Origin of the sequence: Pseudomonas graminis, assembly GCF_001705435.1 — a bacterium.
In the GTDB taxonomy this organism is placed as follows: Bacteria; Pseudomonadota; Gammaproteobacteria; order Pseudomonadales; family Pseudomonadaceae; genus Aquipseudomonas; species Aquipseudomonas graminis_B.
On record NZ_MDEN01000069.1, the window covers coordinates 689,414 to 702,322 of the forward strand.

General features: G+C 57.0%; 14 protein-coding genes and 2 pseudogenes. 9 read left to right on the forward strand and 7 right to left on the reverse strand.

Features of this window, described 5'->3' with window-relative positions; translation table 11 throughout:
* Positions 1-160 precede the first annotated feature (160 nt).
* The 4 genes from BBI10_RS25280 to arsC all read right to left on the reverse strand — a co-directional run bounded on the left by BBI10_RS25280 (position 161) and on the right by arsC (position 2,707).
* Positions 161-844 (reverse strand): GntR family transcriptional regulator, encoded by a 684-nt coding sequence (locus tag BBI10_RS25280; RefSeq protein ID WP_065992829.1) that lies wholly within the window; start codon positions 842-844, stop codon positions 161-163.
* A 90-nt stretch (positions 845-934) separates the two neighbouring features.
* Positions 935-1,606, reverse strand: a complete 672-nt coding sequence (locus tag BBI10_RS25285) for a DNA-3-methyladenine glycosylase I (RefSeq protein WP_065992830.1) — start codon at positions 1,604-1,606, stop codon at positions 935-937.
* Between the two features lie 145 nt (positions 1,607-1,751).
* Complete coding sequence (gene wrbA, locus BBI10_RS25290) at positions 1,752-2,357, reverse strand: NAD(P)H:quinone oxidoreductase (RefSeq protein WP_065992832.1); 606 nt, start codon at positions 2,355-2,357, stop codon at positions 1,752-1,754.
* Complete coding sequence (gene arsC / locus BBI10_RS25295) at positions 2,354-2,707, reverse strand: arsenate reductase (glutaredoxin) (RefSeq protein WP_065992834.1); 354 nt, start codon at positions 2,705-2,707, stop codon at positions 2,354-2,356. The genes wrbA and arsC overlap by 4 nt, the downstream gene beginning before the upstream one ends.
* Positions 2,708-2,842: 135 nt before the next feature.
* Here arsC and BBI10_RS25300 point away from each other — a divergent pair, with 135 nt between their 5' ends.
* Positions 2,843-3,310 (forward strand): TlpA family protein disulfide reductase, encoded by a 468-nt coding sequence (locus tag BBI10_RS25300; RefSeq protein ID WP_065992836.1) that lies wholly within the window; start codon positions 2,843-2,845, stop codon positions 3,308-3,310.
* Between the two features lie 44 nt (positions 3,311-3,354).
* Here the strand turns inward: BBI10_RS25300 and BBI10_RS25305 are convergent, their stop codons facing one another.
* Complete coding sequence (locus BBI10_RS25305; protein ID WP_208600772.1) at positions 3,355-3,867, reverse strand: GNAT family N-acetyltransferase; 513 nt, start codon at positions 3,865-3,867, stop codon at positions 3,355-3,357.
* A gap of 391 nt (positions 3,868-4,258) precedes the next feature.
* On the opposite strand from BBI10_RS25305, the gene BBI10_RS25310 reads away from it, so the two are divergent.
* On the forward strand, positions 4,259-4,879 hold the full coding sequence (locus tag BBI10_RS25310) for a hypothetical protein (RefSeq protein WP_083233262.1): 621 nt from the start codon (positions 4,259-4,261) through the stop codon (positions 4,877-4,879).
* 194 nt (positions 4,880-5,073) lie between these two features.
* Complete coding sequence (locus BBI10_RS25315; protein ID WP_065992837.1) at positions 5,074-5,799, forward strand: TOPRIM nucleotidyl transferase/hydrolase domain-containing protein; 726 nt, start codon at positions 5,074-5,076, stop codon at positions 5,797-5,799.
* A gap of 151 nt (positions 5,800-5,950) precedes the next feature.
* On the opposite strand, the gene BBI10_RS25320 is transcribed toward BBI10_RS25315, so the two are convergent.
* Positions 5,951-6,574, reverse strand: coding sequence for a glutathione S-transferase family protein (locus BBI10_RS25320; protein ID WP_065992839.1), 624 nt, complete (start codon positions 6,572-6,574; stop codon positions 5,951-5,953).
* 254 nt (positions 6,575-6,828) lie between these two features.
* Here BBI10_RS25320 and BBI10_RS25325 point away from each other — a divergent pair, with 254 nt between their 5' ends.
* The 5 genes and pseudogenes from BBI10_RS25325 to BBI10_RS28780 all read left to right on the forward strand — a co-directional run.
* Positions 6,829-7,440 carry a glutathione S-transferase gene (locus BBI10_RS25325; RefSeq protein ID WP_065992842.1) on the forward strand — a complete coding sequence of 204 codons (612 nt, stop codon included), beginning with the start codon at positions 6,829-6,831 and terminating at the stop codon, positions 7,438-7,440.
* 200 nt (positions 7,441-7,640) lie between these two features.
* A complete protein-coding gene (locus BBI10_RS25330) occupies positions 7,641-8,153 on the forward strand; it encodes a hypothetical protein (RefSeq protein ID WP_065992843.1) in 513 nt (170 codons plus the stop codon).
* A 7-nt stretch (positions 8,154-8,160) separates the two neighbouring features.
* Positions 8,161-8,601 (forward strand): DUF421 domain-containing protein, encoded by a 441-nt coding sequence (locus tag BBI10_RS25335; protein ID WP_065992844.1) that lies wholly within the window; start codon positions 8,161-8,163, stop codon positions 8,599-8,601.
* A 568-nt stretch (positions 8,602-9,169) separates the two neighbouring features.
* Positions 9,170-9,889: pseudogene (locus BBI10_RS28775) on the forward strand (PAS domain-containing protein); the annotation flags it as partial.
* Between the two features lie 15 nt (positions 9,890-9,904).
* Positions 9,905-10,174: pseudogene (locus BBI10_RS28780) on the forward strand (methyl-accepting chemotaxis protein); the annotation flags it as partial.
* 113 nt (positions 10,175-10,287) lie between these two features.
* On the opposite strand, the gene BBI10_RS25345 reads toward BBI10_RS28780, so the two are convergent.
* Positions 10,288-10,710, reverse strand: coding sequence for a response regulator (locus BBI10_RS25345; protein ID WP_083233264.1), 423 nt, complete (start codon positions 10,708-10,710; stop codon positions 10,288-10,290).
* Positions 10,711-10,911: 201 nt separating this feature from the next.
* Here BBI10_RS25345 and BBI10_RS25350 point away from each other — a divergent pair, with 201 nt between their 5' ends.
* On the forward strand, positions 10,912-12,723 hold the full coding sequence (locus BBI10_RS25350) for an ABC transporter ATP-binding protein (protein ID WP_065992847.1): 1,812 nt from the start codon (positions 10,912-10,914) through the stop codon (positions 12,721-12,723).
* The last annotated feature ends 186 nt before the right edge of the window (positions 12,724-12,909 follow it).

Genomic DNA, 12,909 nt, shown 5'->3' on the forward strand with positions numbered 1-12,909 from the left:
TCCCGGCTAAATCCGGTCCTACAAAAAGCGCTGTACAACCGGTTTACAGATCGCGGCGCGGAGCAACTTCACTATTGAGGCAAGGGTGCCGCGAACGACGTCCAGGGTCTTGACCGATTTCACCCTCGCCAATGACGAAATCGGCATAGCCACGATTCGTTCAGATCTCGCTGAGCACGGCATGAGGCAGGTGGGCGTAGAGGGTTCGGCAGACGCCTATGATGTGGTGCTCGATCAGTTCGGCGGCTTTGTCCACGTCACGATCGGCACAGGCCTTGAGAATCTCACGGTGTTCCAGGTCGGCGCGCTCTTTGCCTTCTTCAAAGCTCATCTGCACCCGCAGGTAGCGTTCAACCTTGTCGTGGATCGAGCGAATCATGTTCAGCAGAAACGGCCGCTGCGCCGCTTCATACAGACAGGTGTGAAACGCCCAGTTCAGCTCGGCCCAACGCCCGATGTCGTCGTCGCGCATGAATTCGTCACAGATGGCCCGTGCCCGGTCCAGCTGGGCAGCGGTCATTCGCGGCACGGCGAGGCGGATGGCTTGCACCTCCAGCAGCACCCGCACTTCAAAGATCTGCGCCAGCTCCGGCTCGGAAATCCGCGTGACCACGGCCCCCTTGTTGCGCTGGAATTGCACAAGCCCTTCGGCTTCCAGGCGCTTGAGCGCTTCACGCACGGGGATCTTGCTGACGTTGAACACGCGGGCGATGTCGTCCTGACGGATCGGCTCGTCCTCGGCGAACTGGCCGGAGATGATCGACTCGCGCAGGTACTTGGCAATGACCTCGGACGCGGAGGGCGCGACACCGAGGTTGGGGGCGTCTGGAAGAAGAAAAGGCACGCAGATGACTCGAAAAGGGCGGATGCCGAATATTGTATACGACGTCCGATTTGTTACGCGCTGTGTCTGCTCACTCCATTGGCAAAACGATCAATGGTTTGCCGTGTACGACAGCATCATCGACAGCTGGCACATCGGCCGGCCGCTGTCCGCATGCCACTGGTTGAACGCCGCTTGCACCGCCGCCTGATCACGCTGACTGCTGGGGACGCGGTCGACGATCTTCTGCGCATTCAGCGCAGCGACCACGTCATTGCTGGGAATGAAGGTGTCTTTGCCGACCATCCGCAAGAAGCGCGGCGATGACAGCCCGCCCATCTGATTGCCGTGTTTGAACAGGTAACGCCACAGCCCGACGATATCGGTCACCGGCCATTCGGCGATGAAATTGCCGAAGCTGCCATGTTCGTGGGCGATGTCCAGGATCAACTGCGCATTGCGCGGCACGCTCTTGAGCTTGCCCAGGTGACGGATGATCCGCGCGTCCTGCATCAGGCGTTCAAGGTGATCACCGCCCATCAGCGTGACCTTTTCCGGATCGAAGCCGAAGAAGGCCTGCTCGAAGGCCGGCCATTTGGCGTCCACCAGGCTGTGCTTGAGGCCGGCACGAAACACCCGCAGCGCCATGGTCGACAGATACCGGTCGTCGCTGAGGGCTTTGAGTTTTTTCGGCGTGGCGGGGGTCGGCAGATGCGCCTCGAGGGCGGCGACGGAACCAAAGCGGTTGAGGCAGTATTCATGGAGCCATTTGTAGTCTTGCATGCCCTCTCCAAAACAAAATTCATGTGCGCGATTGCTGGCGTAGCGCATTCCGAGTGCTGACGCAGAACCCCGGCAGGGGCTCTGTGCTTTGACCCGGTTTGAGCAAGGGGTTCCAGCAATCGCGCGCGAGCAATGCCTTGAGCTGTTAGCCCTTGGGCGGATCGAGCAACAGCGCGGTTTTCGCCAGCCGCTGACCCAGGGAACGGCACAGCGTGGTTTCGTGCTCATCCAGCGCGCGCTTGCCGTCGGCGCCGGCGTGATGACTGGCGCCATAAGGCGTGCCGCCGCCACGGGTTTCAATCAGCGCCGCTTCGCTGTAGGGCAGGCCGCTGATGAGCATGCCGTGGTGCAGCAGGGGCAGCAGCATCGACAGCAACGTGGTTTCCTGACCGCCGTGCAGGCTGGCGGTGGAGGTGAACACGCTGGCCGGTTTGCCCACCAGTGCGCCGGTCAGCCACAGGTTGCTGGTGCCGTCGAGAAAGTACTTCAGCGGCGCGGCCATATTCCCGAAGCGGGTCGGGCTGCCCAGGGCCAGGCCCGCGCAGTTTTTCAGATCATCCAGTGTGGCGTACAACGCGCCGGCCTCCGGAATGCTCGGCGCCACGGCTTCGCAGTCGGTAGACACCGCCGGCACCGTGCGCAGGCGCGCTTCCATGCCGGTCATCTCGACGCCACGGGCGATCTGCCGCGCCATCTCCGCGGTCGCGCCGTTACGGCTGTAAAACAGAACCAGAATGTACGGCGCGGTCATGGCAGGATCTCCAGAATGTTTTCCGGCGGACGACCAATTACAGCCTTGTCGCCGACGACGAGAATGGGGCGTTCGATCAACTTGGGATGGGCCGCCATGGCGGCGATCAGTTGCTCGTCGCTCAGGCCGGTGTCGGCCAGGTTCAGGGTTTTGTACTCGTCCTCACCGGTGCGCAGCAGTCCGCGAGCACCGATGCCGAGCTTGCCCAGCAGCTCGCGCAGTTGCGCGGCATCGGGCGGGGTCTCGAGGTAGTGAATGATGGTCGGCGTCAGGCCGCGGGCTTCAAGCAATTCCAGCGTGCCACGGGATTTGGTGCAACGCGGGTTGTGATAAAGCGTGAGATCGGTCATTTGCGGGTCGCATCTTGCCTGAGGTGGCGGCTATTCTACCTGCGTCACGGTAACGACCGGTAACACGCGGCGAGCGATGCACAATCGGCGCAGCGTGCAGCTGGAAATAAAGAGCACCTAGAAGGAAACGGCATCATGGCAAGGCGATTCGCAGCGGCGGCAGCACTGATTGGAAGTCTGTTGCTCAGCGGGTGCGGCGTGGATCTGGGCACGGACCAGAATGGCGAGAAAGTAGCCAGCAGCCGCGTCGACAAACACTGGCTGGTGGTCAATTACTGGGCTGAATGGTGCGGTCCGTGCCGAACTGAAATCCCCGAACTGAACAAGTTGTCCGAGCAGGTCAAAGGGCAGAACGTCAGCGTGTTCGGCGTCAATTTCGACAACCTCCAGGGCGAAGACCTGAAGAGCGCCAGCAAAGCGCTGGGCATCACCTTCACCGTGCTGGCCCAGGACCCGGCCGATCACTACGACCTGCCGAAAAGCGAAGCCCTGCCGGTGACCTACATCATCGACGACAAGGGCAAAGTGCGTGAGCAGTTGATGGGCGAACAGACCGCGGCGGGGGTGATGCAGAAGCTGGCGGAGTTGAAGGGGAAGGGCTGAGGCAGATCAAGTCAGCTTAGGTTCACAACGGGATTGCTCGCTGATTAACGCTCATCGGCCAGAAGCGCCCAGCGCTCGTGATCGCACCAGACTCCGGCGATCTGAAGGTATTTCGGGGAGAACCCCTCTTTCCGAAATCCCAGGCGCTTGACCAGCGCGATTGATCGCACATTTTCAGGCTGAATATTGGCCTCGATACGGTGAAGACCCAGCTCTTCAAAGGCGTACCGCGTCGTCAGTTTTACCGCCTGGGACATTCTTCCCGTCCCGGCAAACGAGACCATGCCCCAGTAGCTGAGATACGCGTTCTGAAATCCTTTATAGAAAATCTGGCTCAGGTTGGTGACTCCAACGATGTGACTCGATTCGGTATCGCGAGCCAGCAGTCCAACGCTAGCGCCTGTGGTCTGAGCGGAGTACCACTCCTCGAATCCTGCAGTGGTTATGAACGGCTGTACCCAGCGGCCGTGGTAATCCCGGCTTTCCTGATTTGCGTGTAGGAGCTCGTCGATATCGGCGCGCGTTACCCGGGCGAGCTTAACGTCTGGCATGTCCATAGTCTCTTCTCGTTACCTGCTTTCCCGGTGGCATCTTTGGGTTGTTGGCGCCTATCTTGCCGGGAGCCTGTTTCTTGCGAATCTGTGATTTCATGATGAAGACGAAACCACACTGAGTCCAATCAGCTAGAGCGTTGGTGTGCGCTGGCGGCAAATAGTGGGTTGTCGCCAGCGTCCGTTACCGGCCAGAAGCTGACGGTCGAAATGATCGAGGCCGCACAAAATTATGTAACTCAGCGACATCAAGATTTTGCGCATTAATTATTTACGCTACACTGAGACGCCAAACCATCAAAGCGACTAAGTTGGCTTATTCGAAACTTCAATAAGCTTAAGCCCAAAAGAGCAATGTCGCGCAACCCAATCTTCAATCGCAGCATGGAAAGCACTCGTGAGTAATATTGAATTAATAAAAATCCTTCTTCCCGTGGTAACTTTTGCTCTAGGGATTCTGGCCACTCCCATAGTAGAGGCAATAAAGGAAAGAATTAAGTGGAAAGCCATCTATAAAAATTTAAAGCTTGAACTGGAGGATGAACTGGCTGAGCTCCCCGCAAGATTGCTAAAAATGTCGGAAACACTTGCCGGCCTTCAAGGACTGAAGGAGAAATCAGTCCAGTCAGGGAAGCCATTTAAATACATCCCTCGAAAAACAGAAATTTACTTTCTCAAAGCCTCCACTGAAGCAGCCTTCAGGCGTCTAGATAAAAATCAGCGGTATGCAATTAAATCCCTTTTCACTCAAATCGTCGCCCTCGACAAATACGTCGAAAGCATGAATGGGATGGAGGTGTCAATGGAGACGCTAGACGAATGTATCAAAAATGTGAAACGCTACTTGTATACTGGCAGCAGCATGCTTAACACCATGCGAACTGTTGCGCGGAATTCATCCTCTCTATTAGATCACAACGATACTGATATAGTAAATAAAGTTCTTGCGGAGCTTAATATTGAATTGACCACAGATGACTTGACAATTAAAGGGAAAGCTATTGTTCTGAAAGATTGAAAAAATTTGATCAGATCCACTTGCGCGATTAGTCAACACAGGGCAACCCAATAGACGAAGAGGAAACACTAGGAAGTGGCAAAAAACCTTGAGATCAAACACTTAGAAAATTAAATAAACGGAAGTTATAAGATCTCCTAGATGTTAGAACTTCGCTCGCGAAGATTGAACCAATACTCATAGGGAAAGCTATAATGACTACAACAATTGAAGATATTATTTATGACGAAATGATTGACTCTTTCTGTGCTGAGGAAATCATGAAAAAAGCTGCCAAAGCTCAATGTATTTACATTTTTGTTGAGGGTGATTCCGAAGAGGCTATTTTTCAAACGCTCCTTGAAGAGTGCGGGCTGGATTTTGAAAAACATGGAGTCGTTGTAGCAAACTACAATGGCATCGGAAATCTCAGAAGCTCAATCCGACTCTTGAGGAAAACATTGAGTCACGACAGGCCAATTATCGTGACTTATGATGACGACCGACCAGGAAAAAGAGAAGCCCAACACATTGATGATGAACTGATAACTTTGTTTAAGATCCCTCAAGCCCCTGTTGTTAAATATCCAAATGGAAGCATGGGGGGATCACTCGAAGAAGCTTTTCCTCCGGAGTTGTTTGTTGAATCTAGCTTTAAGTGTGACGTAATTTTAAATTCCAATCAAAGCTTGAGGGAAAACTTCTCGACCATATTTAACGCGAGAGAACCATGGTTTTCCCAATTGGCAAATTTTGTCGAAGCTAGAGGCGTTAAGGCCGGATCAATAAACAAGATAAGACTAGCTGAACATATGGCCGAATCATGCGATCCAATACCAGAAACATTTAGAGAGCTAGCTAAGGTAGCATTAAGTCTACGAGAACAACACCCAGTGAAAAGCCCAAATGATGTTGACCTGGATTTTTTGAATGATCGATAGTAATTGGATGTTTCAAAAATCAAGCGATTCGCGGCATGGAATGCCAGCGTTGGTCAATTTCGGCTATTGCTACCGGCGGCTATGGGTCGGTTCCGGCCTGTCGCTATGGGCAGGAATCGGCCTCGCATAGAGCATCCAACTGAGACATACGTCATGGCGTCCCGTTTCTTCCGTGCAGGCGGTAGCCTGTTCGGCGACTCAAGCGTTCGTAGTAGTCATTCACGGCAGGAAGTGCAGGACGAGCAAAGGGTGTTTCAAACCACCGATTAACCGACAGACCAATCGGGATGTCTGCGAGAGAAAACTCATCGCCGCTGACATAGGCCCCAGTTGCATCAAGCTGTCGATTGAGGATCTCCATATGCCGCGACCAATTGCTGCACGCGGCCGCCAATGCATGGCTTTCCTGGTGCTCGGGAGAATGTCTGACCAGCGACATGAAGGCATAACTCCAGGACTTGTTGAGCTCTGAGGCTTGCCAATCGATCCATTGATCCACCAGCGCTCTGGCTCTCGCGTCGGTCGGATAGAGGTGGCCGCCGTTGTAGCGAGCCGCCAAGTAGCGAATGATCGAGTTTGACTCCCAAAGAATGAAGTCATCGTCCTGAATGACCGGCACCATGGCGTTGGGATTAAGCGCGAGGAATTCAGCTGTGTGCGTCGACCTGAAGCCAGAGCCCCAATCCACCCGCTCGTAGTGGATCTCCATTTCGGCGCAGGCCCAAAGCACTTTTCGCACATTGATCGACGATGCCTTACCCAATATGCGCAGCATGGCATGTCCTCATCTTTCGCGGTGGTTGGTATGATCTGCTGACCCCACCGCCCTGTGGAGCGGGTTGTCCAGAGTCTGCTCTTGGCCAACTGCGACCGACTGCGTGATATTTGGGTATCTAACCCGACCTTCTGGCGTACCTTCGCTACAGTCAACCGACGCTCTTAGCCTAACGACATCGCCTGTACTCCCTGGAAACACTCTGCCGCAAAGCCAATAAATAGGATTGATCCCACTAGAAAGGAGTGCGCTTTATGAAACTGATTGGAATGCTGGACTCCCCCTATGTTCGCCGTGTGGCGATTTCGCTGGATGTCATGGGTGTGCCGTTCGAGCACTCAGCGCTTTCGGTATTCAGCGAGTACGAAGCATTCGGTGCGATCAATCCTGTGGTTAAGGCGCCGAGTTTGGTGCTGGATGACGGTAGCGTGTTGATGGATTCGACGCTGATCATCGACTACTTCGAGGCGCTGAGCCCGGCTGAGCAAAAATTGATGCCACTCCAGGCCTTGCCTCTGGCCGCATCGCTGCGGATCTTGGGGCTGGCATTGGCTGCCTGCGAAAAAGCAGTGCAGATCGTTTACGAATACAAACTGCGACCGGAGGAAAAACGCCATCAGCCCTGGCTGGAGCGGGTAACCCAGCAGTTGTTGGCTGCTTGTCGCGCATGGGATGCCCTAATGTCGGGACGGCAACCGGTTGCGCCAGATAGCCCGGGGCAGGTCGACATCACCAGCGCCGTCGCTTGGTCGTTCATTCAGTTGATGGTCGCTGATGTGGTCAGGGCGGATGCGTTCCCGGCGTTGCAGGCACATGCGGCACGCTGGGAAGCTACCGAGCTATTTAAACGCTACCCCCAAGGTTGATTGCCCAACCCAGAGCGGAAGTGCGGTCGGCTCGATCGCTGAACTCGACCCAACGCGGTCCCTAGCCTGATCAAAGCGCTGAATCCAAAGACAAGCTCAGCGTCTCACATGCCCCCTCGCAATCAGCAGCGCACGCTTACCCCACCAGAACTTCCCAAAGACCGAAGCGGTCACATCGCTAGTCCCGACGAGTGATGCGTATGAGCCTCTTAGAGCAGGAAATGCAGGACCGTGTACACCCCGTAGCCGAGGACCTTACGCTGCAGCGTAAAGTCTGGCGGTTCCAGAGGGTGGGCTGGTATGTGCTGACGGCGGTTGTCATCCTGACGTTGCTCGGTTTGTTTTCCAGAGGCCCGCTCAGCTCGCTCGAAACGGTGAGTGAGCAGGGTGACCTGACGGTGCAGTACGAGCGTTTCCACCGCGCCGGCGGGACCAATCCGATGATCGTTCAGGCCACGGGGCAGCCGGGCAAAGAGATCACGCTGTCGATCAGCAAGCCCATGCTGGATGGCTTCAGCATCGAGTCTATCCAGCCGCAGCCGGTCCGCTCCGTGGGCAGCCCCCAAGGTTTGAGTCTTACGTTCCCTACCGACAAGAATGGTCACGTCACGCTCTTCATTTCATGGCGCAGCGACGGCATCGGTCTGTTTAAAAGCCAGATCAGTGTCGTGGGCGGCGGCCACATTCCCCTCACTCAGTTCATCTACCCATAGGTGCTCAATGGATGCCGTACTACGCGCGGGTGCGATTTACCTTGCACTGATGGTGCTCTTCAAGATTTCTGGCCGACGATCATTGGGCGAGCTGACGTCGTTTGATTTTGTGCTGCTGATGGTCATTGGTGAAGCCACCCAGCAAGCGCTGCTGGGCGATGACTTCTCCGTGACCAATGCGATTCTGGTGATTGTGACGTTGATGGTGATCGACATCGGCCTTTCCCTCGTCAAGCGGCGCTCCAAACGCTTGGCCAAGCTGATCGATGGGGGGCCGACGATCATCGTTGAAAACGGCGCGTTCCTGCGCCATCGCATGCACGAGGCCCGTGTCCAGGAGGACGACATCCTGGAGGCCGCCAGAATAGAGCAGGGCTTCGAGCGGGTGGAGCAGATCAAGTACGCGATCCTCGAGCGAAACGGCAAGATCTCGATCATTCCTGCGTGATCATCTGCCCCGACACGGCCTGATGGGAGAAGCTTCCAGCGCCGCAAGCGGCTTGGTCAGCAGGGGCACCCCAAGGCTGGATATCAGATCTGGCCGTTGATCCCTCCGCGTAGCTCGTTTGAAACACACCTCGCAAGGGTGGCCCCTATTACTGAACAATTTCAGCGAGTTGACGGCCATTTATTCAGCCAGGCCGATTAAGTTTTGGTCGCTGAAGACGATATGAATGGCAAGGTGCCATGGAGGAGGCCCGTCACGCATTTCGAGTGTGTACAACATGTCCAATTTTTTCCTTCTTCGCCGTGATCGTCGCGCGCTGAAGCAATTGCTGGCCTCGATCATGAGCGGCAACAATCCTGAGGTCGCCCAGTGCAAAGAAGGTCCAGCGGTCCTGGACGCCTGGCGCCTGATCCAGTCCTCTCATGATCAATATCAATCCCGCATCGGCCTGCTCGAGAAGGAGCTTGAGGATGCCCGCGAGTTGCTTCGCGAATCAGCAGCCTCCGCGTCAGCGCACGAGATCCGATTCGATCTCGTCAATCGCGCGTCCAGTGAAGGTCTTTGGGACATGGAGGTCGTGGCCGGCGACCCCGTCAATCCCGGAAACCGCTTTTGGTGGTCGCAGCAATTCCGCAGCCTTCTGGGCTTCAAGGACGAAAGGGATTTTCCGAATGTGCTCGCCAGTTGGGCGGATCGGCTCCATCCGCAGGACAAGCAGGCAACGCTCGACGCCTTCGCTCGTCATCTCAACGACAAGTCCGGAATGACCCCGTACAAAGTCAATAACCGGCTCGCCATGAAAGACGGTTCGTATCGTTGGTTCCACGCACAGGGTGAGACACTCCGCGACGAGCGAGGCACGCCCATCCGTGTCGCCGGCTCGCTCCGGGATATCCATGACCAACTGGAGCGGGACCAGGAGCATGACGTCATCATCACCAGATTCGAGCTGGCTCGGGAGATGCTCTCGGATGGGCTGTGGGATATGGAGGTCATTGCCGGAGACCCTGTAAATCCCAAAAACCCGTTCTGGTGGTCACCCCAGTTCCGTCGGTTGCTGGGCTTCGAAACGGTCGAGGAGTTTCCAGATGTCTTGGACAGCTGGGCATCCAGGTTGCACCCGGATGACAAGGACAGAAGCCTCAGCGCTTTCGGGGCTCATCTGAATGACCGATCAGGCAGGACACCTTTTGATATCGAGTACCGGCTGAGGATGAAAAGCGGCGAATATCGGTGGTTCCGTGCGCGAGGCCAGACCAGGCGTGACCCCGCCGGCCTGCCTGTGCGCGTAGTCGGTGCCCTTGTGGACGTCAACTTGCAGCACGAGCAGGAAGTTCTGAGGGAAACAGAGGTCAAGCATCAGCAGACGCTTGAGCACAATATCGAGCAATTGTCCCAGATCGTGGGGACGATCCAGAGCATCGCCAGCCAGACCAACCTTTTAGCCCTGAATGCGGCTATTGAGGCTGCACGTGCGGGGGAGGCGGGTCGGGGTTTCGCAGTGGTTGCCGACGAGGTTCGCAAGTTGGCAACGCGCACCACTGAAGCCACTGAGCAGGCAGCCGGCATGATTGCCCGCTAGCCCTCGCTTCATTCAACCCCCTGGTTCCTTGAACCAGGTTGAGGTCTGAAAAGCAGTGGTTCGGAAAAAGACTCTCCAACGCAAACGCCCTGGGATCGGCAGGATCACTGTCGGTTTATGGCCAGGGCTAATGCGCGCCGACAAATCGTACCTATGTCCAGGGAGTGCCAAGGTTTGGGGATGAACAGTGGGGCATATCCAGACTCCAGGATTTGTTGCCCTCGTCCCCCCGAGGACAAGATCACGGGGATGCGGGGCCAATGAGCTTGCACCCGATTGGCCAGGCCGATACCGCTCAGCCCCCCCGGCATATGAATATCAGACAGGATGAGATCCGCCCCTCCTGAGGTCTCGCACAACCATTCCCAGGCGTCGTCGCCTGTCTCTGCTGTTACGACCTCGAAGCCTTCCGTCTCTAAAATTTCGTGGATCAAACTGCGGATGAGCCAGTCGTCTTCCACCACTAAAACGGTTGATAACACTGTCATGAGCCCATGCTGGTTTGTCGTGCAGTTGGACTGGGCCACTGTCTGCGGGTTCCCGCTTCCGATACAGCGGTAGTCTAGGTGGGTTTGCCCGGTTATACCGCTCTAATTCAATGGTGTGTTGTTGTATCCAAGGCCTGAATCGCCCCTGATCATCTGGACAGCTATGAACAAGATCGACAGAGCGTGCCGAACTAGTCGGTACAATCCCCCGTCACTGACAACCCGGAGCCTGGGCCTTTAATGTCGCTGTTCAATCGTTTGACTGCATTTTCAACCCAGAGCGGCAGGGCGGTCGGCCTGGTCTGGGCGACTTCCCGCCCCTTGTTCAGCGGCTTGATCGTGGCGACGCTGATCGCCGGCATCTTACCCGCGCTTGCCGCCTGGATCGGCCAGCGGATCGTCGATGCGGTGGTTCAGGCGATGCAGATCCATGGCAGTGGCAGCCAGGCGCCGGTATGGCCTGTCCTGCGTTACGTGCTGGCCGAGGCGGGCGTATTGGCGTTGCTGGCCGCGGCGCAACGGGCGCTTTCAATGCAACAAGCGCTCCTGCGGGTGCAGTTGGGTCAGAAGGTCAACCTGATGATCCTGGAAAAGGCCCAGACCCTTTCGCTGCTGCAGTTCGAAGACTCAGCCTTTTACGACAAGCTGGTGCGCGTGCGCCGCGATGCGTCGGCCCGGCCACTGGGCTTCGTTACAAAAGGCCTGGGGCTTACACAAAACCTTATCTCGCTGGTCAGGTTCGCGGTGCTGCTGGTGCATTTTTCCCCTTGGGCGCTCTTGATCCTGGTGTTCGGTGCGCTGCCGGTGTTCTTCGCCGAGACGCATTTTTCCGGTAATGCCTTCCGCCTGTTTCAACGTCGCGCCCCGGAAACCCGCCATCAAAATTACCTGGAAGCCCTGCTGTCCCATGAGTCGCACACCAACGAGGTGAAGCTGTTCGGCATGGCGCCGCTGTTGCTGCAACGCTACCGCGACAACTTCACGCGCCTGTACGCCGAAGACCGCCGGCTCACCGTGCGACGCGACGTCTGGGGCTTTGTCCTCGGGCTATTGGGCACTGCCGCGTTCTACGTGGCCTACGCCTGGGTGGTACTGGACACCGTGCGCGGCCAGACCACACTGGGCCAGATGACGATGTACCTGGTGCTGTTCAAGCAAGGCCAGGTCGCCATCACTGCCAGCCTCAGCGCGATTGCCGGTTTGTACGAGGACGGCCTGTACCTGTCCGACCTCTACGAATACCTCGGAGTGCCGGTGACACCTGTACGCGGCACGCTCAAGGCCGGTGCACGCCCGGGCGACGGCCTGCGCTGCGAGGGCCTGGGGTTCCGCTACCCGGGTGCAGCGCACGCCACGCTCAGCGACATCAGCCTGCACCTGACGCCTGGCATGAGCCTGGCACTGGTTGGCGAAAACGGCTCGGGCAAAACCACCTTGATCAAGCTGCTCACCCGGCTCTATACCCCTGACGAGGGCCGGATCCTGCTGGACGGCAGCGATTTGCAGGACTGGGACGAACAGGCTTTGCACCAGCGCATCGGGGTGATCTTTCAGGACTACATCCGCTACCAGATGACAGTCGGCGAAAACCTTGGGGTGGGTGACGTCGACGCTTTCGATGACCAGCACCGTTGGCGCGAAGCGGCCACTCAAGGGATCGCCGCCGAATTCATCGAGCGCTTGAGCAACGGCTATCACACGCAGCTGGGGCGCTGGTTCGTGGGTGGGCAGGAACTGTCCGGCGGGCAATGGCAAAAGCTGGCGCTGTCGCGGGCCTACATGCGCCGCGGGGCCGATCTGCTGATTCTGGACGAACCGACGGCCGCCCTCGACGCAGCGGCCGAGGCTGCCGTATTCGAGCACTTCCGCGAGTACGCCAAGGGGCGCATGACGCTGCTGATCTCTCACCGATTCTCCAGCGTGCGCAACGCCGACCACATCATCGTGCTGGATCAGGGCCGGATTCTGGAACAAGGCACCCACGTGCAACTAATGGCGGGCGGCGGGCGCTATGCGAGCCTGTTCGACATCCAGGCGCGTGGGTATCGGTGACGGCCCAGGCTGGGCACTGACGAGGCAAGACTGACTTGGGTAGGGGCCTGCAACAAACCCTTACCCCACGCCACGAAAAGTCTTCGACCACCGCTCCTTGCACAAAACCGTCCCTGCACTATGGTTCTGCCTTAGGTAGTACGCGACCGAACCCCGACGGGTTGCTTTAGGCGCTTTCGAGCGATG

Coding starts and splice junctions, on each gene's coding strand:
- BBI10_RS25315 (WP_065992837.1), top strand. CDS start 5,074: ATGACTACAACAATTGAAGATATTATTTATGACGAAATGATTGACTCT.
- BBI10_RS25285 (WP_065992830.1), bottom strand. CDS start 1,606: ATGCAAGACTACAAATGGCTCCATGAATACTGCCTCAACCGCTTTGGT.
- BBI10_RS25305 (WP_208600772.1), bottom strand. CDS start 3,867: ATGGACATGCCAGACGTTAAGCTCGCCCGGGTAACGCGCGCCGATATC.
- arsC (WP_065992834.1), bottom strand. CDS start 2,707: ATGACCGATCTCACGCTTTATCACAACCCGCGTTGCACCAAATCCCGT.
- BBI10_RS25300 (WP_065992836.1), top strand. CDS start 2,843: ATGGCAAGGCGATTCGCAGCGGCGGCAGCACTGATTGGAAGTCTGTTG.
- BBI10_RS25320 (WP_065992839.1), bottom strand. CDS start 6,574: ATGCTGCGCATATTGGGTAAGGCATCGTCGATCAATGTGCGAAAAGTG.
- BBI10_RS25325 (WP_065992842.1), top strand. CDS start 6,829: ATGAAACTGATTGGAATGCTGGACTCCCCCTATGTTCGCCGTGTGGCG.
- BBI10_RS25330 (WP_065992843.1), top strand. CDS start 7,641: ATGAGCCTCTTAGAGCAGGAAATGCAGGACCGTGTACACCCCGTAGCC.
- BBI10_RS25335 (WP_065992844.1), top strand. CDS start 8,161: ATGGATGCCGTACTACGCGCGGGTGCGATTTACCTTGCACTGATGGTG.
- wrbA (WP_065992832.1), bottom strand. CDS start 2,357: ATGACCGCGCCGTACATTCTGGTTCTGTTTTACAGCCGTAACGGCGCG.
- BBI10_RS25350 (WP_065992847.1), top strand. CDS start 10,912: ATGTCGCTGTTCAATCGTTTGACTGCATTTTCAACCCAGAGCGGCAGG.